Genomic DNA, 23,307 nt, shown 5'->3' with positions numbered 1-23,307 from the left:
ATAAACTGTTAAAAAATATCACCCAATAAAAGTATCGTATTTCTGATAATTTTTAGTTATGCCGTTAAGCGGTTGCTTCACTTTGGCGTTTTCAGCAATAATACTTAATGAGTAGAAAATACGCGTCCAGATTTTACCGCTTAATAGCATTGGCGTTTTAATATTAATTGCTATACTGTTATCGATCCAAGTCCTTAAAAGCGCAATTAACCTTACCATCTCATGTGGGGAGTTCGCTGTGGCTATATAGATAACACTATCGAACTCATCTCTTTCATCATCCACAAATTCAGTATGGCCTTTTATTTTGCCACTAAAAAAATTTGGATAATCATAATTTTTCAATGTCATTAAATCAGCGATTTTAGCGGTGCCCTCTGAGAGTAGTTCAGCAATAGCGGCAATTAATTTATAGACTGAAATATAATCTCGCCGCTCTACCGCCGTTACAGCATGATGAGCCGCCATTGTAATTGTCATCACAGAGGTATAGTGATAAAGATCTAAAGGTGAATTTGGTGCCAATTTTTTGCTTAAGCCTTGTAGGGTATTAATGCACTTAAAATTGTTTGCTATTCGTTTTTGTAATAAAGTTTCAAATGTACTAACATCAAATGTTCTGGCATTAATTTGCCGATAGGTCCTAACTACATCACCTGAAATTGCCTTGTGATGCGTTGAGATTGAGTATGACTCTAATATAATTGGGCTAAAGCGTGCTGCAATACTCGTTATTCTATTATTATGATTTAAACCAATGTAATCGATATAACGTTCAGTATTACAACCTTCTTGACCGCTATTTTTGACACAATTTGTGTAAATATGGGCACTTGCCCCGACTATTAGCATTAGTTTGAGTAAATGACTTAATTCATTATTCAAGTTCATAGCTGATGCTGATAAATATAATTTCGCCGCATTATAAGAATTTTGCCCTTTAGAACTATCTGGGCGAGCATAAAAACCGGTTTCGAAATCATTATGCTGAAAAATTAATTTACACAACTCATAGCCTATAGGGTTAATATCATAGGCCGATAATGAATCAACATTCACACCTTCATCAATAATTTCACCGACAAAAATGTGGTATAGCGATTGCTCTAGCGCTTTTGAGGTAAACCGTCCATTTTGCATACCTTCTATCATCGTTTTGATAAACTGAAAAATAGATCTAATAGGTTGATTTAAAATAAATTTAATATATGAAATGAGATATTCTTTTTTAATATCTAAAGATTGCATAAAAATTGCCGTTAGTAATTGTCTAATCTCATTATCAGTTAAATTATCAGATAAATACGCATGCTTAATATAAATGATGCTCGATTTACTGACTAATTCATCCATCTTTTTTAGCGCGATACGCTGTTCTATTGGAAATACTTTTGACAAATATTGTTGCTCTAAGTGCGTAATTAAGGTATTTTTTTGCGTCTTATTGATATCGTCCTTGGTTGATAACTCATCATTTTTCTTATTTCTAACAATATAACTATATAGTTTTAAATCACCTGAGATGATAATCGCTAATCGCGGATGAGTTAAATAACAACGAATGGCTTCGAGTATTTCATATGCTTTTTCTGTTTGAGTATCGACATCGTCAATGGCAATAATAAAAAGTTCAATATTAAGCAATTTAGCAACTTGATCAATTAAGGTGTGAATTTTTTTCTCTACATGAATTCTACTTGTTGCTTTATTTACTGTTCGGCTTAAAAACCATGGCACATTATGCCCACTTTGCATATCATCTACCAGTACGAATGATTTAATACCTTCTGAGATTAAGTCCAATAATTTATGAAATTCCATCCGTTTTTCAACGTGTTGACAAAGTGTGAGATGTTCATCAACTAATGTATAAAAATGAGCAATAATATCAACTAAAATTGGCTGTTATAACTCAATGAGCGTAGGACCGATGAACGCAACAGGATAGATTGCGCTGATCTGTGAATTATTACTCGTCGTAAGGTATTTTTTATAATACGTCAATATTTCTCTTAAAAAGCTAGTTTTCCCTGCACCTCTCGACCTTGTATGTAAATCACATTGTTCTTTCTTTGTAAACCGAACTCAATCAAATTAGCGTTATCAGATGCTTCAGTACAAAATTTTTTTAATAATTTTTGCACATAACAAAACACATCTTTTTGTAAATAATTTTGTTCACAGTCTGAAAGTGACATACTTAATGATCGGTTCAAATTTAGTATAATTGGATCTTTCAATGTTCTTGGCATCTATTTCACCTAAACCTTATAATTATTATGCGATAGAGATAACTAAATCAATGTAAAATCAACACATAAAGCATTAAAAAAAAACAATAACAGTTCATATATTGAGCTTTTGTAAGATTTAATATGATTATTACTTAAGGTTAAAGAGCAATTAACGATAAAAAAAGCCACTAGTCATAGTGGCTTATATACAATTAAACGCCAAATACGATCGATTTAGCACTTAATCTTAGCGTTTAATCGATTAGCTAAGACTATCAAGTTTGCAGTGAGCTTACGCTAAACAGTTATGTCATACTGATTTTAAATGACGTTATTAATAAATGAAATGTTGGTTAATCAATTGCGATTCACCTTGATAACGGTAAGCAACAAGTTTACCGCTATCGAGCGCTGCAGAATAATCAACACATACCATTTTGGGCGTCAAAATAGCCGGTTTCCCCGAAAACCAATAGTGACCAAAAAATACCGGTTTTTTATCTTGATAAAGCTCTAAATTAATATCAATTTTTTGCTCAAGCCCCTTAATACACTCAGCATCAGGAATCATACATAATTTCCGTAATGTATCAGCGCGTTTCAACCACCATTTAATCCGCGAACGATGACGCGTCGTCCCTTCTTTATCTTGATAATACACGCCATCAGGTAAAGTGATTTCTTTACCTTTGAGCAAAGTTTCACAATATTCAAATAGCTCACAAGTGGGATCAAACGCTTGCTCAATATACTGCGCTTTTAAACAATGGCGCTCATCAAGATAAGGCAAAATACGGTCAATACATTGGTTATCCCAACAAGCATGAATCACCCGAATATGCGCTAAATCAAGAAAAAGTGGAAGTGATTTAAACCATTCTATCCAATATTGATGTAAAGCCTCGTTGTGCCCAAGCTGTTCTAAAAAAATCTTATGCTGCTTATGATGAATTGCATTGTGTTTTCTTAAAAATGTATCAGGATGTTGTGCGCTAGGAGTCATCCAACCTATGGCGTTAAATTCGTGGTTGCCCATCACGGCATAAGCATTTTGATTGTCTATCATCTCTTTAATGATGGCGAGCGTCTCAAGTTGATGGGGACCGCGATCAATAAAATCGCCGACAAAAATCACTTTATATTCGTTATGTGTAAATCCCTGATCGGTTTTTTTATACCCTAGCTTAATTAATAGCTGCTTAAGTTTAGTAGCCTGCCCATGAATATCACCAATAATATCAAACATATCACCTCTTTTCTCTATTTGTGCGATTTTACTGTATAAATCATTGTGGTAATCCATGTCCTATTGTAACTCATAAAACTCATTAGAAAAAACCGGTTCAAGCATAACATCGGCAATAATATGTGCTATACGACAGTTATTGGGTAAATACAATAAGTCATTACCTTTATTTTTTGTGGAATCAATGTATTACCGATAATTAAAATAGAATAATGTGTTCTGTTATCAAGGTCACAGATTTTTTTTTCACTATCTTATATCATGATAACGTTAACATGTTCTAACTGCGGTGCCATGACACATAATAATAAATGCGCGAACATGACAACGAGCCTGAAAATTAAGTCGATCTGATAATTATTATTTTATCCACTATTCAATTTAACTTCGCTAACTGACTTGATTTATGTTTTTAATAGTGAAAATGGGTTAAACGCAGTTTAGCAATATTCATTTATTGCAAGGCAATTACACAGTATTTGGACTTCCAAATATGTAACATTACATTTTTATATCATACTTAATGGATCATTCTTATGAAAATATCACTTCCTTTTAGTAATAAAAACTACATGTTTTCATCTTCATACCTGTTTTTCTTTTTTGCTGCATGGTCATTATGGTGGTCGTTTTATGCCATTTGGCTAAAAAATAATATCGGCGTATCAGGTTCCAATCTTGGCATAATTTACTCCATCAATCAGTTCACCAGTATTACCTTTATGATTTTATATGGCGTAATACAAGATAAACTTGGTATTCGTAAACATCTTATGTGGATTGTGAGTGTGATTCTTATCGCCACTGGGCCATTTTTAATTTATGTATATGAGCCGTTACTAAAACAGAATTTTATGCTTGGCGTGATTCTTGGCTCGGTACTGTTTTCACTCGGCTACTTATCGGCCTGCGGATTAATTGATAGTTATGTTGAAAAAATTAGCCGTAAATTTGGCTTTGAATATGGTCAAGCAAGATTATGGGGCTGTTTAGGCTACGCAGCAGCAGCCGCAATTGGTGGCATCTTTTTTAGTATCAATCCACACTATAACTTTTGGGCAGTATCGATCGTTGGGATCTTATTTTTTATCACCAATGTTTACTATCAACCGACTAAGTTATTAAAGCGTAAAGAGATACAAAATAAATCCGATAGCTACAATTCAATAACTTTAAACGATTTTGCCATTATTTTTAAAAATCCAAAATTCTGGGGCTTAGTTATTTTTATTTTAGGAACTTGGTCATTTTATAATATCTATGATCAACAACTTTTCCCGGTCTTTTTTGCCAATTTATTTAGTGACCCAAGCGTTGGGGCTAGCGTTTATGGGCAATTGAATTCAATACAAGTTATCCTCGAAGCACTCGGCATGGCTTGTATGCCACTATTGATCAATCGCATTGGACCTAAAAACTCGCTGTTACTAGGTGGTGCAATTATGACCTGCCGTATTTTAGGTTCGGCAATTTTCGACGATGTTTATATTATTTCATTTATCAAAATGCTGCACGCCCTCGAAGTGCCATTATTTGTGATCTCGATCTTTAAATATAATGCGGCAAATTTTGATAAACGCCTATCGGCAACCCTATTTCTAATTGGATTTCAAATTGCGACTTCGGTCGGTATCATCATCTTATCAATTCCAATTGGTATGCTATTTGATGAGGTCGGTTACCATACCATATTCTTTATTATATCGGTGATTGTTATTGCATCAATCGTGCTAGGATTTTTTACTCTCAGCAATAAAAGACAGTCCAAACCAGCCGGTGATATAAAACCCGCTAACGCATAACCACTTACAGCGATAAACATTGAGCATGTTTATCGCTACACACTTGTCTTATCAGGAACAACTCATGCCTACAGAAAAGCAAAAAATGTTAGCTGGCGAACTGTATAACGCCGCAACAGCTAATGAACTCTGCAATGAGCGGTATTGTGCTCAGAATTACTGTTTCGAATTTAATCAACTATCACCAGGACATACCGCTGAACGACTGGCTATTTTACAAAAACTCCTCAATCGAGTTGGACAAGACGCAATGATTATGCCCGGTTTTTGGTGTGACTATGGTTACAACATTACACTGGGCGATCACTTTTTTGCCAATTTCAATTGTGTCATGTTAGATGCAGCGCCAATCCAATTTGGCAATCATGTTTTTATTGGTCCTAATTGCGGCTTTTATACTTCAGGTCACCCTTTAGATATCAAATCACGTAATATGGGATTAGAATATGCTAAGCCCATTACTGTTGGTAATAATGTTTGGATTGGTGGCAATGTGGCGGTTTTACCTGGCGTTTGTATTGGTGACAACTGCGTTATTGCCGCAGGTAGTGTGATTACCCAATCAATTAGTGATGATGCCATCGTGATGGGTAATCCAGGTAAAATAAAGCGCATCTTAACCGAACTGTAGCGTTAAACGGTCAAGGCGATGCGGTCTACGCCGCATATAAGCGTTTGTTTTGTATTTAAAAATAATCTGAAAAATAAGGCTGCTTAGCTGGAATCATCTGTTCTAATACCACAATCATTGCTTGATCTGTTTGTAAGCGCTCATATTCAAAGAAAAACTGTGGGCGCCTAAAACTCATCAGCATCGATGATAATGTTTGTATCGTTAATCCGACAGCCTTACCTTTTGGCTGCCGATCAACAGCAAGCTGACCATTATCATCGCAGTAAATACTAAAGATCCCGTTATTCCACTCAGCAACGGGATCTGTGACCACAAAATGAAATGGTTCTTTGGGTAATATTTTAAATGGGTAGGCTTTTAAAAACTCCGCGACATCAACAATTCTCGCCATATAGTAAGGCTCAATCGTTTCGGTAATTTTACTATCTTGCAGCTGAAACGCCAGCGGATCATGGCGATAAATTCGACCTTTCACTTTATCGACCATTGAGTAATGGGCATAGACGAAGTTCCACAATCCTTTACGCGCTTCTTGCGTTAAATAGATCAGATCTTTGATATAAAATACATCTTTATTAATCCAATAAAACATCACGCCAGTGGGCTGATTATGCTGATCATAATATACCGCAGCTGTCCGCTCATTTTCATTCTCCCATCGCCAATATTCATCCCATGATAATTGACTACGGATTAGTGCGCCGTGATTAGATTGTGAAAATCGATTATAAACATCAATCACATCTTCTTCATCAATCTCAAGTCGCTCAACAAATCCAGGCTGCTTATCGTAACGCGGTAATTGTGAGTCTTTCAGATTAAACACCACAAACTCACTGAATATCTCCCAGCCTTTTTTACGATAGAAAGGCACTGAATACGGATACAAATAAGAGATCCACTGTTGATTATCACGCATTTTTTTCAGTGCAATTTGGATCAAATCATTCATCAATCCTAAGTTAGCGTATTCAGGGTAGGTACCAACACCGGTTAATCCGGCCATTTCAAAAATTTTATTATGGATATTGACCTTACAAGGATAAATACATAATTGGGACACAAGTTTATTTTTATTAAACCAACCAATAACATCAGTATCTTGCAGTACGGGACGTTTTTCACGCAATAACTCATCATATTTTTGATAACCAGACTCTTCAATATCTCGACTAGTTACCTGAAAAACATAACGTAACAATTCATTAAATTGATCTAAATGCTCAAGGGTAACGGGTTTGATCGTTAATTTATCGCGAATACTCGAACTTAACATATAGCCTTCTAATCTATTATTATTTTACTTTGCCTAATACAAATAACAGAGCTCATTAATAAAGTCAAATCGGACAAATCATTAAATTCTTTTTACCCTAATCCACTCAAAAATATCCATTGTATTCTGGATGAATACTGTTAGAATATTCCTTTTTAGCGGTGTAGACGTCTATATGGATAAAATAAAAAATACTGAGCAAAACCAGTTCCAACGCACAATGAAAACCCGTCATCTTGTCATGTTATCTTTAGGTGGGGTAATTGGCACTGGGTTGTTTTTTAATACCGGTTATATTATTGCTAGCGCAGGTCCTGCTGGTGCAATTCTCGCTTACTTAATTGGCGCATTGGTAGTTTATCTTGTCATGCTTTGTTTAGGTGAATTAGCTGTTGCAATGCCTGAAACGGGTGCATTTCATACCTATGCGGCACGTTTTATCAGCCCCGCAACCGGTTATACTGTCGCTTGGTTATATTGGCTAACTTGGACGGTTGCGCTCGGTTCAAGTTTAACCGCGGCGGGACTATGTATGCAGCTTTGGTTCCCAGCCATTGCTATTTGGAAATGGTGCCTTATCTTTTGCGTCATCATTTTTACATTAAATATTATCACCACGCGCTTTTTTGCGGAAAGTGAGTTTTGGTTCTCACTCATTAAAGTCCTCACCATTATATTGTTTATTATCGCCGGCAGCGCCGCAATCTTTGGCTTTATTCCATTGAAAGATGGTACCTCTGCACCATTTTTTACGAACTTAACCACTTCAGGCTGGTTACCTAATGGCATCACCCCAATACTGATGACAATGGTAGCGGTTAATTTTGCCTTTTCAGGTACAGAGCTTATCGGTATCGCCGCAGGAGAAACCGTTAATCCGCAAAAAACAATTCCACTGGCCATTAAAACAACCATTATCCGTTTGGTGATCTTTTTTGTTGGCACCGTTGTGGTGTTATCAGCTTTAATTCCCATGAGCGAAGCGGGCGTATCGAAAAGCCCGTTTGTGCAAGTTTTTGAAAATATTGGCATACCCTATGCTGCCGATTTATTAAATTTTGTCATTCTCACTGCAATATTATCAGCAGCAAATTCAGGCTTATATGCTTCGGGGCGTATGTTATGGTCATTATCCAACCAAGGTACGTTACCTCGTAGCTTCACTCGATTATCTCAACGTGGCGTTCCTGTCATTGCCCTAACGGTTAGTATGTTAGGTGGTCTGCTGGCACTGTTTACCAGTGTTATCGCTCCTGATACGGTATTTGTTGCCTTAACCGCAATTTCAGGTTTTGCGGTAGTTGCAGTTTGGTTAAGTATCTGTGCATCACACTACTTTTTTAGGCGCCATTATCTCAAATCAGGTAACGCATTATCCTCACTCAAATTTAAAGCGCCATTATATCCTTATGTGCCAATCTTGGGCTTTATTATGTGTTTAATCGCCTGTATCGGTCTCGCTTTTGATCCTGAGCAGCGTATTGCCTTATATTGTGGAATCCCATTTGTCGCCTGCTGTTACATCGCTTACTATGTCACGCATTATTATCAGAAAAAATAAGAGAGCAAACATGAGCAACACTAATCTTTTTGCGCCATTTTTAACCACTAACGGACATGTTATTATTGACGGTGCATTAGCAACAGAGTTACAAAATCGCGGCTGTGATCTTAATGATTCTCTCTGGTCAGCAAAAGTATTGATCGAACAGCCAGATTTAATCTCCGACGTCCACTACGACTATTTTATGGCCGGCGCTGATTGTGCAATTACGGCCAGTTATCAAGCGACCCCGCTGGGATTTAAAAAACGGGGTCTATCAACAGTACAAGCCATCGCGCTCATTGAAAAAAGTGTTCTGCTCGCACAACAAGCTAAAAGTAAATACCAGCATACAACCAAAAATTACCGACCACTGATTATCGCCGGCTCTGTTGGCCCTTATGGCGCTTATTTAGCCGATGGCTCAGAATATACTGGTAATTATGCCCTTAGCGAAACTGAAATGACCGATTTTCATGCTGAGCGTATTGATGCGCTCATCCGTGCAGGTGTCGATATTATCGCCTTTGAAACAATGCCCTCATTTACCGAGATTAAAGTGTTAACCCAGCTTATTAGTCAGTATCGAAATATGCCATGTTGGTTCTCATTTACTTTACAAGATAGCCAACACCTCAGTGATGGTACACCGCTGGACAACGTAGTTGATTATTTAAATAGCATTGAACCCGTCATCGCGCTTGGCGTTAACTGCATTGCACTAGATAAAGTCACCGATGCGCTAAACGAATTACAACAATTGACCGATAAACCGTTGATTGCTTACCCTAACTCGGGCGAACACTATGATGCAAAAACAAAAACATGGCAGAGCTTGCCTCATCAGCCAACACTTTGCCAGCAATTATCAGCATGGCAACAACATGGCGCTAAATTGATTGGTGGTTGTTGCCGTACTACGCCAATTGATATAAAAAATATCGCCTTAGCGCTAACGCGTACTGATGAATAACCTCAGCGCATCGTTTAAGCCTATCGATAACAACAGCTGACAGATAATAACGCGGTACCTCATGAGCGCAATACCTCTGCGCTCATAAGATCAATGATAATAGCAAGAATGAATCAACTTATTTATCAATCAAGCCATCTTTCAGAAACATCGCTTTAATTCCCCGTAGCGCTTGACGGGTGCGATCAAGATTTTCAATTAATGCAAAACGCACATGGGTATCGCCATAATCGCCAAAACCAATGCCTGGCGATACACAGACTTTCGCTTCCGCTAATAATTTTTGTGCAAATTTAAGTGATCCTAAATGCGCATACGCATCCGGAATTTTGGCCCAAATATACATTGACGCTTTGGGTTTTTCAACCATCCAGCCAATTTGATGAAGCCCTTTCACAATCAGATCTCGGCGCTCTTTATATTGGTTGGCAATCTCTGTTACACAAGATTGATCGCCTTCGAGTGCGGTAATTGCAGCAACTTGAATTGGCGTAAAAGAGCCATAATCATGATAGCTTTTAATTCTAGCCAGCGCACTGACTAATTCGGCATTGCCCACCATAAACCCAATCCGCCATCCAGCCATATTGTAGCTTTTTGACATGGTGAAAAATTCAACCGCAACCTCTTTTGCACCTTCAACTTGCATAATCGATGGTGCTTGCCAACCATCATAAACCAAATCAGCATACGCCAAGTCATGCACCACTAAAATATTATATTGCTTCGCTAGCGCCACCACTCTTTCAAAAAAATCCAATTCCACGCATTGCGCAGTTGGATTGGATGGGAAGCCTAAAATCATCATTTTTGGCTTTGGAATCGCTTCTTTAATCGCACGCTCCAATTCAGAAAAAAAATCGATACCAGGAATCAATGGCACAGAGCGAACTTGTGCGCCGGCGATAACCGCACCATAAATATGAATCGGATAACTTGGATTAGGTACTAAGACCGTATCACCATGATCGAGCACCGCTAACATTAAATGCGCTAGCCCCTCTTTAGAACCAATGGTTACAATGGCTTCACTATCGGGATTAATATCAACATCATAGCGATTTTTATACCAGTGCGAAATTGCCCGACGCAAACGAGGAATACCACGGGAGGTCGAATAACCATGCGTATCACCGCGCTGCGATACCTCGATGAGTTTATCAACAATATGCTTAGGTGTGCTACCGTCAGGGTTTCCCATACTAAAATCAATAATATCTTCGCCACGGCGACGTGCCGCCATTTTTTGCTCAGCTGTGATATTAAAAACATAAGGCGGAAGACGATCAATGCGCGCAAAACGGCGCGTTGTAGAATTAGACATAAAAACCTCGAATAACGTTTGTGCCCAGAACCGTCTGAGCAACGCAGTCAATAATTGACGCTATTATATTATGCTGATTTAAGCTAAAATCAATGACAATATTGTGCAATAGTTGCAAAATATCCAGAAATCGAAAATATCAGCTCAAGATGATAATATATTGATAACATTGACTTTAAAAATTTAAAATATCAATTTATCCAATAAGGTGGAAAATAAATAATGAAAAAAATGCTTAGCCTGACAGGTTTAGTGCTCGTACTTGCAGCCTGTTCATCAATCACAACCGATCCGAATTGGCGCCCGGATATGACTAATGCTAATTTTGGTAAATATCCAACTAACTACCCAGAAATTATTAAAACATGGGGCGATGATCATTTTGACAATCCCAAAGCTGTTAGCTACGTATCAATGAGCTCACCGCGTGAAGAATACATTGTGACCGATTCAGAAAAACAACAAGCAAACTTTGGTTATTCTGTTTGTGCCAATATCGGCGGAGTTAAATCTGACAGCTACTATAAACCATTCAAAAAATACTGGTTCTTTATCCGAAATGGCAAAGTTGTCGAACAGCGAGATTTAGAATACGGTTATAACAAAGTTATTTATCGTGATCATAAAATTAATTGCGATGATGCTAATTAATCACTAGCCAACAGCAACGTTGCAGTCATTAACCATTATTGAAAATAGCGGTCTATAGGTAGTCCAATGCCAGATAGACTCATTCATCATATCAAAAATAACTGACTGCAATTAGCGTCCCTACAGCAAGCTGAATTAATGAAAGATAATGCCCCTTTGATAGCTCTACTTGAGCTACTTTTAGCTTGAACCGATACTAAGATAAGTAAACAATCAACACTGTGCGATAAAGCAGTGATCATCATATCGCACTAGATTTCGTCTTCATCATCGGCCAAACTTAACTAAGTTGATATTGTTTAATAAAACGGCTAGCTGCAAAGTTTAAAGACCAACAAATCACAAAGTACACCGCAATCACAAACAAAAAGATTTGTGTTGGATTAACGATAACACGATTATTGACTTGCGTGGCTAAAAAAGTGAATTCGGCTACACCAACAATATATGCTAGTGAGCTGTCTTTAATCAACGAAATCCACTGATTAATAAACGATGGCATCATCATCCGAATTGCTTGCGGTAAAATGATATAAACAATAACCTGTTGCCGCTTCAATCCCAGTGAGTAAGCTGCCTGCCACTGCTCATCTGTAATCGCTATCATACCGGCAAATACCGCATAGGCAATATAAGCCGCACCAATCAATGCTAACGCCATAATTACAGTAAAAATAGCCGGCACATCAATCTGAAACAAAACTGGCACTAAAAAATAGCTCCAAAAAATCAGCATAATAATCGGAATTGCTTGTAAAAATGCCAAAATAGTAACTAAAATACGACGCGGCCAGCTTGTCAAAACCACTAAACCAATCCCGGCGATAATGCCAAGTCCGGTTGCCAGTACAATCGCAGCCAGACTCATCAACAGCGTCAAGGCAATGCCACTAATTGGCCCATCAGGATAGTTACCCCAGGCTAAATAATCCAAATTTTGCCAAACAACGTCAAACCCTTTAATCAGTTGCGAAAAATCCATTATTTGACCTCTTTAAGCAGTAAGCTGCGGTGATAAATATTACCAATCATACCAACCAACGTTACCCCCAGAATATACAATAAAGTTGCCAAGGCAAAATCCTGAAATGTTTTTAATGTTTCAGTTTCAATCTGCCGAGAGACGTACGATAGCTCAAGCACACCGATGGACATCGTTAAAGATGAGTTTTTAATAATATTCATATACTGACCCACTAAGGCGGGAAAGGCAATTCGCCAAGCTTGCGGTAGCACAATAAAATAAAACCCTTGCCAACGGCTCAAGCCTAAAGCAAGGGACGCATTGAGCTGCCCAGCCCTAACACCTGCAATTCCCGCTCTAAACTCCTCAGCAACAAACGACGCCGAATAAAACGTCAGCCCAACCAAACCGATAATAAATTCGAAGGACGGCATTGATAAAATGACCGGACCGAACCCAATTTGCGGTTCATCAAATAGCCATAATTTAAATTCAAGTGGTAAAATACTGCCCACACCAAAATACCAAAAAAAGAGTTGTGGCAATAATGGAGAATAACGAAAAATGGCATTATACGCATTCACCATATATCGAATTATTCGGTGTTGACTTTGCGCTAAAATCGCTAATATAAAACCGGCAATTGTCGATAAAATAATGCATAATATCGAGATAGACATCGTGACAACAAATCCGTTCCATAGCCAGCCTAAATAGCGTGGTGCTAATAACTGTTGAAAGATTTCCTGTGTAAACATAATTGGCTCTAATTTAATAAAATCGCCACATAAAGCGGCGTTAATCATCGGGGGGATAGTTTACTTGGTTAAGGTGCCATCACCGGTTTTAAAATTGCCTCTTGGCATTGCTGATGATGTATCAGGACCAAACCAGCGATTATAAATTGTCAGTGCCTCGCCTTTAGCTTCCAACGAAAAAAGAACTTGATTGACCTTATCTTTTAAGCGCGTTTCACCTTTAGGGATTCCAACAGCTTGATACTCCTGAGTTAAACTAAATGGCGAAATTTCAAATTGTTCACGTTGCTCCGCTGACACATTAGCCAATAATCCAATCAGCTTTGCATCATCTTGGGTGATAGCCTGCACAACACCATTACGCAGTGCAGCAAATGCAAATGGCGTATCGTCATACGAAATCACTTTGGCATTTGGGTATTGCTCACGTAACGTGATCTCCATCACCGTGCCTTTGTCGGCGCCAATGCGCAGTTTTTTCAGGTCATCCGGCGTTTTGAGTAGGCCTTTTCTGGCAATAAATTTTTGCCCTGTTGCAAAATAAGGCACACTAAAATCAACAGCGTTAGCCCGCTCATCTGTCACGGTAAAATTAGCCACGATCAAATCGGCTTTTTGTGATGTTAATAATGGAATACGGTTAGCTGGGTTAGTTGGCACTAAAATAACTCTAACATTTAACGCATTAGCAATTGCCTTAGCATAATCGACATCGAGCCCCACAATCGTTTTTGATTTTTCATCGACGTAACCAAATGGTGGATTACTATCAAAGACCGCAATTTTAATTTCACCACGTTTTTCAATATCATCTAGACGATCAGCATACGCACTGTTCACGCTAGCAAACATACCTAATAGCGCTAAAGCAGTGACAGTTTTCTTAACGATTGATTTCATTTTTGGACTCCATTGTGAGTAATAGCATTAGTTTAACAAGCAAAATAATGGATTCTAAATAATAAAATGCTACATATTTATAACTAAAAGTTATAAAAATAAAGGCAGATTCAATTCGTTAATTTGCACTTACTCGGTTCACTATTTTTTAGATTGTGCTATCAATTAGCATGGTAGTCTAAAAAGTTCACTTATGATCTATTTAATAAAAATGTACGGATTAATTACTCAGCCAAAATGTTAAGCACTGAAACAATTGGTATCCGAAAGCCCTTTGTTTAACACTGTTTTACTGAATTCGATAAAACTTTACTGCATGTAAACGGTTTTAGAGAAGTGTATTTGATTATAAGGCTGCTATGATTGCATTAATCATCAGTAAGCATGATAATACTAACGTCGGTTTGGTGCTTAAAGGCATCTTAATGACTGAGGGCGGATAAAAATTTTCCCTAAAACAGTGTCATCCAATGACTGAGTGCCAGCAACTCAAACAACAAGATTGTTCGGCGGTAGACCAGCAAAAAAATACGTTAGGCGACTTAATATTAAGTTCACTAAGTGAAGAATTAAATTTCGATGATTTGTGTAGGCTTTTATTAGCGTTTTTAATAAAAACGATCAATGTCATAAAAATATTGATAGGAATTTTGACAACAAATCAATCCGCATTGAGTTAAAAATTATTACCAAAAATACATGATTTCGTTAATATTTTATTACTGACAGTTTTGTTATTATCGTCGGCTACAAAAAATATACGATGATAATGATGAAACGATTTTTAGTTACCTTACTACTTATTCCTGCTCTATCACACGCAGTCCAACAAAATTTTAGCCATGCGAAAACCGAGCTTGTCAAACTTTATAAAAATAATCCTGAACAGAAAGAGTTCTACTGCGGTTGTGATTTTAGATTTCAGGGTAAAAAAGGCATTGTTGATTTACCAAGCTGCGGCTATCAAAGCCGTAAAAATCAAACGCGTGCTCAACGCATTGAATGGGAACATGTCATGCCAGCGGAAAACTTTGGCCGCAATCTCCAATGCTGGAAAAATGGTGGTCGTAAAAATTGTAAAAGTGATGCAACCTTTAATCAAATAGAAGGCGATATGCACAACTTACAACCGGCGATTGGTGAAGTCAATGGTGATCGCTCAAACTACAGCTATAGTCTATTTACCAAGACATACACTCAATATGGTCAGTGTCCAACAGCGGTTGACTTTAAAACGCGTCAATTCCAGCCCCGTGACGAAATCCGTGGTATGATTGCGCGTACCTATTTATATATGTCAAATCAATATCATATTCCGCTATCAAAACAAAACCAGCAATTAATGTCTGCATGGAACAAAATGTACGCGCCAAGTATATGGGAATGCCAGCGTAATCAACTGATCAAAAAAGTCCAAGGCAATGATAATCCATATATTACCGAGCAGTGCGGTAATAGCGCTTTGTAATGAAATAATGAAAGGTAGTCGTTATGACTACCTTTTGGTATTTAACATAATATTTCACCGCTCAACTTAACACAATAAGCGTTAGATAATAATCCTTTGCTTTGCCAGCTCAACCATCCCCGACAATACCTGACTATATTTATAAATTATTTCAAATAAGCACCAAATCACTCATCAGTTGTTAGTTAGCAATCAAACCAAATTAAACAAAAAATATAATATATTAATTCATAACAAAATTTTTAAGAAATTATGTAACAAAAATTGATTAATTAAAGATTCTGGTTATCTCTCGCTTTATTAATACAATCTTTACACTTTTTTCCGTTGTTTATTTTTATCATTTGTTTGTTAAATACCGATTTTTAGACTATTTGAATAAAAAAACGATCTAATTATTTCTGTTGAAAAAAAAGTGTTTTTCTCTATTTTTACACTCACTGCTAATCGGTAAGTATATACTTAAAACAAGTAAAAAAAGAATTATTATTAATAAAATTCAATATAATAACTAAAAATCAAAATTAATCTTTTAGCTGTTTTTTTGCTGCACTCAAAGTTGATATTTCCCTTTTCCTAAACTATTCTAGCCAAGTGAATCAAATTTCATTTTACCTGTTATTAAATTTATTGCTACATAAAAAAATAGTATTCCTAATAAAAATTTGCAATGCGCCTTCAAAGAATAGAAATCCACGCAAGCAAATCATTTATTCTAACGTTAATTAATTTAGTGAGGTTCCACATGACTCTTCCACTACAAGGTATCCGTGTACTCGACTTTACAGGCGTGCAATCTGGCCCATCATGTACTCAAATGTTAGCCTGGTTTGGTGCAGATGTAATTAAAATTGAACGTCCTGGCGTTGGTGATGTTACCCGTCGTCAATTACGTGATATTCCTGATGTTGATGCGCTCTACTTTACTATGTTAAATAGTAATAAGCGCTCACTCGAACTCAATACCAAAACCCCTGAAGGTAAAGAGGTGATGGAAAAATTAATCCAAGGTGCTGATGTATTAGTTGAAAACTTCCACCCCGGTGCGATGGATCACATGGGCTTTACATGGGAAAAAATTCAAGAACTCAATCCGCGTTTAATCTTTGGCTCAATTAAAGGATTTGATGACTGTTCACCTTACGTTGATGTTAAAGCCTATGAAAACGTTGCACAAGCAGCGGGGGGGGCATTATCAACAACCGGTTTCTGGGACGGGCCACCAACAGTAAGTGCCGCCGCATTAGGTGATAGTAACACCGGTATGCACCTATTAATTGGTTTACTTGCTGCTTTGTTACAACGTGAAAAAACGGGTAAAGGCCAACGCGTAACCATGTCAATGCAAGATGCGGTATTAAATTTATGTCGCGTTAAACTGCGCGACCAACAACGCCTTGAAAAAGTCGGTTACCTTGAAGAGTATCCGCAATATCCAAATGCAAAATTTGGTGATGCTGTGCCACGTGGTGGTAATGCGGGCGGCGGCGGCCAACCGGGTTGGGTATTAAAATGTAAAGGTTGGGAAACCGATCCTAATGCGTATATCTACTTTACGATCCAAGAACAAAACTGGGCAAATACTTGTAAAGCGATTGGCAAACCAGAGTGGGCTGAAGATCCTAATTACAGTACACCACAAGCTCGTCAGCCACATATTTTTGATATTTTTGCTGAAATTGAAAAATTCTTAGCCAATTACGACAAACATGCCGCCGTCAAATATTTAAGTGCTTACGATATTCCATGTGCACCAGTGTTAAGTATGAAAGAAATCGCCGCAGATCAATCACTACGTCAAAGCGGTAGCGTGGTTGAAGTAGAGCAACCTGGCCGTGGGACTTACCTAACAGTTGGTTGCCCAATGAAATTCTCAGCATTTACACCTGATATTAAAAGTGCACCACTATTAGGTGAACACACAGAGCAAGTGTTAAAAGAACTCGGTTATAACGATGAACAAATCACCCAAATGCGAAAAAATGGTGCCATTTAACGCAGTGATAACCAAGGTAAAACACATTGGAACGGCGCGAGTATAGCCCGTTCCTGTCCGTTAAATGCAAACGAAGATGAAGGTATAAAATGTCTGATAACAATACACAAAATCTAACAGATGGCATGCACATTATCGTTGATGCTTTGAAAAAAAATGATATTGATGCCATTTATGGTGTGGTCGGTATTCCAATCACTGATATGGCTCGTCATGCGCAAGCTGAGGGCATTCGTTATATTGGTTTTCGCCACGAACAATCAGCAGGTAACGCAGCGGCAATTAGTGGCTATTTAACCAAAAAACCGGGTATTTGCTTAACCGTTTCGGCGCCGGGTTTTTTAAATGGTCTGGTGGCGCTTGCCAATGCCACAACTAATGGCTTTCCAATGATTTTAATCAGTGGTTCAAGTGATCGTGAAATCATCGATTTACAGCAAGGTGATTATGAAGAGCTTGATCAAATGAATGCCGCTAAACCTTATGCTAAAGCGTCATTTCGCGTGAATAAACCTGAAGATATTGGCATCGCGCTTGCCAGAGCAATTCGCACTTCCGTATCGGGCAGGCCAGGCGGTGTGTATTTAGATTTAACCACCGAAGTGTTATCTGCTGTGATGGATAAAGATACGGCTGATAAATCGATTTTTAAAGTAGAAGATCCTGCCCCAGCGCAGCTTCCAGCCCCTGAATCAGTCAATAAAGCACTACAACTGTTAGCTGGTGCCAAAAGGCCATTAATTATTTTAGGTAAAGGCGCGGCTTATGCGCAGGCCGATCAAGATATTCAAACGTTTATCGAAACAACCGGTATTCCATTTTTACCGATGTCAATGGCAAAAGGCTTACTACCCGATACCCATAAACAATCAGCCGCAGCAGCACGTTCACATGTGCTGTCAAACGCTGATGTGATTGTGCTATTAGGCGCACGATTAAATTGGCTACTCGGTCATGGTAAAGGCAAAAATTGGTCAGCCGAGACAAAACTGATTCAAGTTGATATTGATGCCAATGAAATCGATAGTAACCGCCATATTACAGCGCCCGTTGTCGGTGATATCAATTCAGTCATGGCTGAGTTTGTGAAAGGATTACAACACGTCAATATTCAAGCCAGCCAAGATTGGATTGAGGGTATTAATACCATCAAAACCACCAACGAAGCGAAAATGGCAGCGAAATTGAATAAAGATGTTGTGCCGATGAACTACTTTTGTGCACTAAGAGCGATTCGTGATGTCCTTGTTGATTATAAAGATGCTTATGTCGTCAATGAAGGGGCTAATACCCTGGATAATGGGCGTAATATCATCGATATGTACAAACCTCGTCAGCGTTTAGATTGCGGTACGTGGGGTGTGATGGGTATCGGAATGGGCTACGCAATTGGCGCCGCGGTGACCAGTGGCAAACCCGTTGTCGCCATCGAAGGTGACAGTGCCTTTGGCTTTAGCGGAATGGAAATTGAAACCATCTGCCGTTATCAATTACCTGTCACGATTCTGGTATTTAACAATGGCGGCGTATACCGCGGTGATGATGTCAACCGTCACGGTGATAGTGATCCAGCGCCAACGTCGTTAATGAAAGAAGCGCGTTACGATAAAATGATGGAAGCATTTGGTGGACAAGGCTTTAATGCCACCACCGCTGATGAGATCAAACAGGCATTATTAGCCGGTTTACAATCAGGTAAACCAACGTTAATCAACTGTGAAATCGATCCAACGGTTGGGACTGAAAGCGGTCATTTAACCAATTTAAATCCTCAATCCGTCGATACAAAATAGACGTTAATTGGCAAGTGCCCCGCACTTGCCTGCTTTAATAAAAAGCTAAGGAGCTTTTATGTTTAGTATTTTTATGGCCGATTTGCTGCCGATTATCGTCATCATGGCATTAGGTTATGCCAGTGGTAAACGTAACGTGTTTACAGAAGATCAAGCCAAAGCCTTTAATAAACTCGTGCTTAACTACGCGTTACCGGCAGCTCTTTTTGTGTCATTAGTTCGTGCCGATAGATCGATGCTATTTGCCGATATGACCTTAACGATTGTTTCATTTGTTGGTTTAATTATCAGCTTTTTTGTGGCATTTTACAGCTGTAAATACCTCTTTAAACACACCCGAGGTGAAGCCGCAGTATGTGCTTTAATCGCCGGTTCACCAACTATTGGATTTTTAGGATTTGCCGTTTTAGACCCGATTTATGGCGATACCGTCTCAACTGGCCTTGTTGTTGCCATTATCTCGATTATTGTCAATGCGATTACCATTCCAATTGGTCTCTTTTTACTTAGCCCAGCGAAAGGCGAAAATGCCAAAGGTAACAGCGGTTTAGACTCACTAATCTCAGCTCTAAAAGAGCCGGTCGTCTGGTCACCAATTTTAGCGACGGTGCTCGTATTAGTTGGCTTCAAATTACCATCAATGTGGGATCCAACCTTTGATCTTATTGCTAAAGCCAACTCTGGTGTGGCAGTCTTTGCGGCAGGTTTAACCTTAGCGGCGAATAAATTTGAATTTGATGGCGAAATTATCTATAACACGTTATTAAAATTAGTCTTTATGCCTGCGTTATTATTAGTGCTTGGCTTAATGTTCAACATGTCGTCAAACAACTTACAGATGATGGTTCTTGCCGGTGCCTTACCACCAGCCTTCTCAGGCATTATTATCGCTAGCCGTTTTGGCGTGTATACTCGTACTGGTACTGCCTCACTTGCAGTCAGTGTACTTGGTTTTATTATCGCCGCACCAGCTTGGATATTTATTACTCGTTATGTCATTGGTTTAGTGTAATATCATTTAAGTCGTATCGATATAACCCAATCAAGAGATCAACGGCGCAGCGGTGATCTCTTTTATTATTAAATAGCACAAGAACACCCTATCAATGGAGTGAGTATGACAGACCATAATCCCAAATTAGCAAAAGGCCCTTTTGACGGTTTACTCGTGATTGATTTAACGCATGTATTAAATGGACCGTTTGGTACCCAAATTTTAGCTGATCTAGGCGCTCGCGTTATCAAAGTTGAACAACCGGGCCATGGTGATGATACACGGTTATATGGCCCGTTTGTTAACGGCGAATCACTTTATTACAGCTTTACCAATCGCGGAAAAGAGAGCATTGTACTGAATTTAAAAGATGAAGCAGACCGCGAAATTTTCTTTAATATGATTAAAGAAGCTGACGTATTAGCCGAAAACTTCCGCCCAGGTACTATGGATAAACTCGGTTTATCCTATGACACTTTAGCAAAAATTAATCCACGTTTAGTTTATGCGTCATCATCAGGATTTGGTCATACCGGCCCACTTGCTAATGCCCCCGCTTATGACACCATTATTCAAGCGATGAGCGGCATTATGATGGAAACGGGTTTCGTCAATGGTCCGGCAACTCGGGTCGGAACGTCGCTATCTGATTTATGTGGCGGTATTTATATGTTTTGTGGGATTGCCAGCGCGCTATATGGTCGGGAGCGTACCGGTCAAGGAACCCATGTTGATGTCGCCATGTTTGATTCCACCCTCGCCTTTTTAGAACACGGCTTAATGAATTATGTGGCAACGGGTCAATCGCCTGAACGCTTAGGCGATCGCCATCCTTACATGGCACCATTTGACGTATTTCAAACGCAAGACAAACACATTGCGATTTGTTGCGGTAATGATGCGCTATTTGCTGAGCTGTGTGATGCGTTAAAAATACCGGAACTTGTCAGTGATGAACGCTTTAGCAGTAATGCCAGTCGAGTCAAAAATCAAGCTGAATTAAAAGCGATCATTGAGCAGCAGCTTAGCCAACAAAATGCCGCCTACTGGTTAGATGAAATCGATAAACACCGCGTACCAGTAGCGCCACTACTTGGCGTTGCACAGGCGATGGAGTTACCCCAAACCAAAGCCCGTAACATGCTCATTGATGCTGGCGCCGTGAAAGTACCCGGCACCCCGATAAAACTCAGTACTTACCCCGATCCAACCGTCAGGAAAGGCGCACCAAAACTTGATGAAAATGGTACAGCTATTCGGCAAGAATTTGCAACCGCTCAAAAAACATAATTGTTTCGAGATAGTGATAGCGTGAGTCGTTATCGAAAATGAAAATGACTCACCATTAACAATCAATAACGCGTCGAATCAGTGAATTTGTGCTTATCTGCCACAACGCGTTATAATTTCCAGTAAGACTGTAATGGCCAAATAATCAATTTGGATAATTCAACTAACATGATACCGATAATAACACCACATAATCGGTAAATCCCGGGCTCTGCGGACATCTCAGTGAGCGAATCAGGCACCATAACAACTAAATACACTAACACAAATTGAGTACCCATATAGGCAAACGCTTTACCACTGTTTTCAATATGCCGTCCAATCATTATGCCTAATGCTAAAATGATTGTGCTTATCATTAAATTAACTTGATAAAACGGTAAACAGACCAACGCTAACATAGCACCTGATAAGCACCCTAAAAAGCGATGGAAATTGCGTTTAGAGACAATTTTAGCATTATTAATACTTGTTAAGGGAACAGTTAATACCACAAAACAGGTAATTGCCGTTTGACCTAAATAGCGTAAGTCAAAAAAATAGGCTAAAAAAGGCAAAGACGCTAAAGCGATCATGGCCCTTAGTGAATGAATGACGGTATATTTTGCGTAATTGGGGAATTTAACCACATCAGTCAGACCAATTTTACAAGGCTTTGTAATAAATCTCGGCTTTATAAAATTAGAAATAATACTGACAAACACCGAGGCGCAAATGCCCGCCGATACTTCAATGACCCGTGAAATGACAAAATCGTGCACTTGGTTAAACGGATTGCCTAGCGCGTCAACGCCGACCATAATGTAAGTGATGCCTAAAAAAAGCCAAGCATAGTTATATTTACTAGTAATTGCGAAATACAGTGCAATTCCACCAATTAGAGCAATGGCAGAGGCAATCAACAATAGATCATCGCCATATGCATATGCCGAGCTATAGGCTAAACACGCTCCGATAATCGTTCCCAAAAATCGTAAACCACCGCGAATGAGCGTATCGAGCACATGTGAACGCATAATCATATAGCCGGTAAACGCCGCCCAGCCAATATTTTGCGCATTGATAAAATGCGCGATGATAATAGCTAAGAAAACCGAACAGACTACTTCTAACTCATCGATAAAACGCGATAAGGTGATGTTTTGTCGCCGAAATTGCGCAACAATATCGTGGGTAAAGACTGAAACGTTATGTAGACTTTCCATGAATGACACTAAATTTCCAATATTCAATAAAAGGTGATGCTTGATCGCAATAAAAAACCTTTATCCTAGCGTTTTTTTAAAGTTATTTAGTGCTTTAGCTAAGCCATTTTATAACATATCACAATATGAAGAGTAATGATTCTACTGCGAATTCCTCATTAACTTCAAGCAATTTAACTCGCTGTTATCTTGTAATTTGACTCAGCAATCCATGTTCAATAACGCAATTTCGATATATAATTTCTGTTAAAGGCGT

The 23,307-nt window shown here is 38.6% G+C and carries 19 protein-coding genes; 10 read left to right on the top strand and 9 right to left on the bottom strand.

Features of this window, described 5'->3' with window-relative positions; translation table 11 throughout:
• Nucleotides 1-18: 18 nt before the first annotated feature.
• From DES39_RS02460 to DES39_RS02450, 3 genes are all read right to left on the bottom strand, one after another.
• Nucleotides 19-1,821, bottom strand: coding sequence for a hypothetical protein (locus DES39_RS02460; protein ID WP_121144174.1), 1,803 nt, complete (start codon nucleotides 1,819-1,821; stop codon nucleotides 19-21).
• Between the two features lie 191 nt (nucleotides 1,822-2,012).
• A complete protein-coding gene (locus tag DES39_RS02455; protein ID WP_121144173.1) occupies nucleotides 2,013-2,252 on the bottom strand; it encodes a hypothetical protein in 240 nt (79 codons plus the stop codon).
• Nucleotides 2,253-2,568: 316 nt separating this feature from the next.
• The gene (locus tag DES39_RS02450) at nucleotides 2,569-3,480 is read right to left on the bottom strand and encodes a metallophosphoesterase (protein ID WP_170143315.1); all 912 of its coding nucleotides are present in this window, start codon (nucleotides 3,478-3,480) and stop codon (nucleotides 2,569-2,571) included.
• Nucleotides 3,481-4,016: 536 nt separating this feature from the next.
• On the opposite strand from DES39_RS02450, the gene DES39_RS02445 reads away from it, so the two are divergent.
• Nucleotides 4,017-5,282: an oligosaccharide MFS transporter gene (locus DES39_RS02445; protein ID WP_121144171.1), complete on the top strand. Its 1,266-nt coding sequence runs from the start codon at nucleotides 4,017-4,019 to the stop codon at nucleotides 5,280-5,282.
• Between the two features lie 64 nt (nucleotides 5,283-5,346).
• The gene (locus DES39_RS02440; RefSeq protein WP_121144170.1) at nucleotides 5,347-5,913 is read left to right on the top strand and encodes a sugar O-acetyltransferase; all 567 of its coding nucleotides are present in this window, start codon (nucleotides 5,347-5,349) and stop codon (nucleotides 5,911-5,913) included.
• Nucleotides 5,914-5,968: 55 nt separating this feature from the next.
• Here the strand turns inward: DES39_RS02440 and DES39_RS02435 are convergent, their stop codons facing one another.
• The gene (locus DES39_RS02435; RefSeq protein WP_121144169.1) at nucleotides 5,969-7,192 is read right to left on the bottom strand and encodes a GNAT family N-acetyltransferase; all 1,224 of its coding nucleotides are present in this window, start codon (nucleotides 7,190-7,192) and stop codon (nucleotides 5,969-5,971) included.
• 175 nt (nucleotides 7,193-7,367) lie between these two features.
• Here DES39_RS02435 and mmuP point away from each other — a divergent pair, with 175 nt between their 5' ends.
• A complete protein-coding gene (mmuP, locus tag DES39_RS02430) occupies nucleotides 7,368-8,753 on the top strand; it encodes an S-methylmethionine permease (RefSeq protein WP_121144168.1) in 1,386 nt (461 codons plus the stop codon).
• Nucleotides 8,754-8,763: 10 nt separating this feature from the next.
• A complete protein-coding gene (gene mmuM / locus DES39_RS02425) occupies nucleotides 8,764-9,708 on the top strand; it encodes a homocysteine S-methyltransferase (protein WP_121144167.1) in 945 nt (314 codons plus the stop codon).
• 118 nt (nucleotides 9,709-9,826) lie between these two features.
• Here the strand turns inward: mmuM and alaC are convergent, their stop codons facing one another.
• Nucleotides 9,827-11,032: an alanine transaminase gene (alaC, locus tag DES39_RS02420; protein ID WP_121144166.1), complete on the bottom strand. Its 1,206-nt coding sequence runs from the start codon at nucleotides 11,030-11,032 to the stop codon at nucleotides 9,827-9,829.
• Between the two features lie 222 nt (nucleotides 11,033-11,254).
• On the opposite strand from alaC, the gene DES39_RS02415 reads away from it, so the two are divergent.
• Nucleotides 11,255-11,683, top strand: a complete 429-nt coding sequence (locus DES39_RS02415) for a membrane lipoprotein lipid attachment site-containing protein (protein WP_121144165.1) — start codon at nucleotides 11,255-11,257, stop codon at nucleotides 11,681-11,683.
• A 280-nt stretch (nucleotides 11,684-11,963) separates the two neighbouring features.
• On the opposite strand, the gene DES39_RS02410 is transcribed toward DES39_RS02415, so the two are convergent.
• From DES39_RS02410 to DES39_RS02400, 3 genes are read right to left on the bottom strand one after another with little or no spacing between them, the layout of a single operon-like run.
• The gene (locus DES39_RS02410; protein ID WP_121144164.1) at nucleotides 11,964-12,665 is read right to left on the bottom strand and encodes an amino acid ABC transporter permease; all 702 of its coding nucleotides are present in this window, start codon (nucleotides 12,663-12,665) and stop codon (nucleotides 11,964-11,966) included.
• Nucleotides 12,665-13,405 carry an amino acid ABC transporter permease gene (locus tag DES39_RS02405; RefSeq protein WP_121144762.1) on the bottom strand — a complete coding sequence of 247 codons (741 nt, stop codon included), beginning with the start codon at nucleotides 13,403-13,405 and terminating at the stop codon, nucleotides 12,665-12,667. The genes DES39_RS02410 and DES39_RS02405 overlap by 1 nt, the downstream gene beginning before the upstream one ends.
• A 60-nt stretch (nucleotides 13,406-13,465) precedes the next feature.
• The gene (locus DES39_RS02400) at nucleotides 13,466-14,305 is read right to left on the bottom strand and encodes an ABC transporter substrate-binding protein (RefSeq protein ID WP_121144163.1); all 840 of its coding nucleotides are present in this window, start codon (nucleotides 14,303-14,305) and stop codon (nucleotides 13,466-13,468) included.
• 766 nt (nucleotides 14,306-15,071) lie between these two features.
• Here DES39_RS02400 and DES39_RS02395 point away from each other — a divergent pair.
• The 5 genes from DES39_RS02395 (at nucleotide 15,072) to yfdE (ending at nucleotide 21,846) form a co-directional block, all read left to right on the top strand.
• A complete protein-coding gene (locus DES39_RS02395) occupies nucleotides 15,072-15,773 on the top strand; it encodes an endonuclease (RefSeq protein ID WP_211324632.1) in 702 nt (233 codons plus the stop codon).
• Nucleotides 15,774-16,518: 745 nt separating this feature from the next.
• Nucleotides 16,519-17,769 (top strand): formyl-CoA transferase, encoded by a 1,251-nt coding sequence (frc, locus tag DES39_RS02390; RefSeq protein WP_121144161.1) that lies wholly within the window; start codon nucleotides 16,519-16,521, stop codon nucleotides 17,767-17,769.
• Between the two features lie 89 nt (nucleotides 17,770-17,858).
• Nucleotides 17,859-19,562: an oxalyl-CoA decarboxylase gene (gene oxc, locus DES39_RS02385; RefSeq protein WP_121144160.1), complete on the top strand. Its 1,704-nt coding sequence runs from the start codon at nucleotides 17,859-17,861 to the stop codon at nucleotides 19,560-19,562.
• A gap of 58 nt (nucleotides 19,563-19,620) precedes the next feature.
• Nucleotides 19,621-20,574: a transporter YfdV gene (yfdV, locus tag DES39_RS02380; RefSeq protein ID WP_121144159.1), complete on the top strand. Its 954-nt coding sequence runs from the start codon at nucleotides 19,621-19,623 to the stop codon at nucleotides 20,572-20,574.
• 105 nt (nucleotides 20,575-20,679) lie between these two features.
• The gene (yfdE, locus tag DES39_RS02375) at nucleotides 20,680-21,846 is read left to right on the top strand and encodes a CoA:oxalate CoA-transferase (protein ID WP_121144158.1); all 1,167 of its coding nucleotides are present in this window, start codon (nucleotides 20,680-20,682) and stop codon (nucleotides 21,844-21,846) included.
• Between the two features lie 110 nt (nucleotides 21,847-21,956).
• Here the strand turns inward: yfdE and DES39_RS02370 are convergent, their stop codons facing one another.
• Nucleotides 21,957-23,051, bottom strand: coding sequence for an FUSC family protein (locus DES39_RS02370; RefSeq protein ID WP_121144157.1), 1,095 nt, complete (start codon nucleotides 23,049-23,051; stop codon nucleotides 21,957-21,959).
• Nucleotides 23,052-23,307: the final 256 nt, after the last annotated feature.

The sequence above is a fragment of the Orbus hercynius genome (assembly GCF_003634275.1).
Taxonomy (GTDB): Bacteria; Pseudomonadota; Gammaproteobacteria; order Enterobacterales; family Orbaceae; genus Orbus; species Orbus hercynius.
This window is presented reverse-complemented; position numbering and strand designations above follow the sequence as displayed.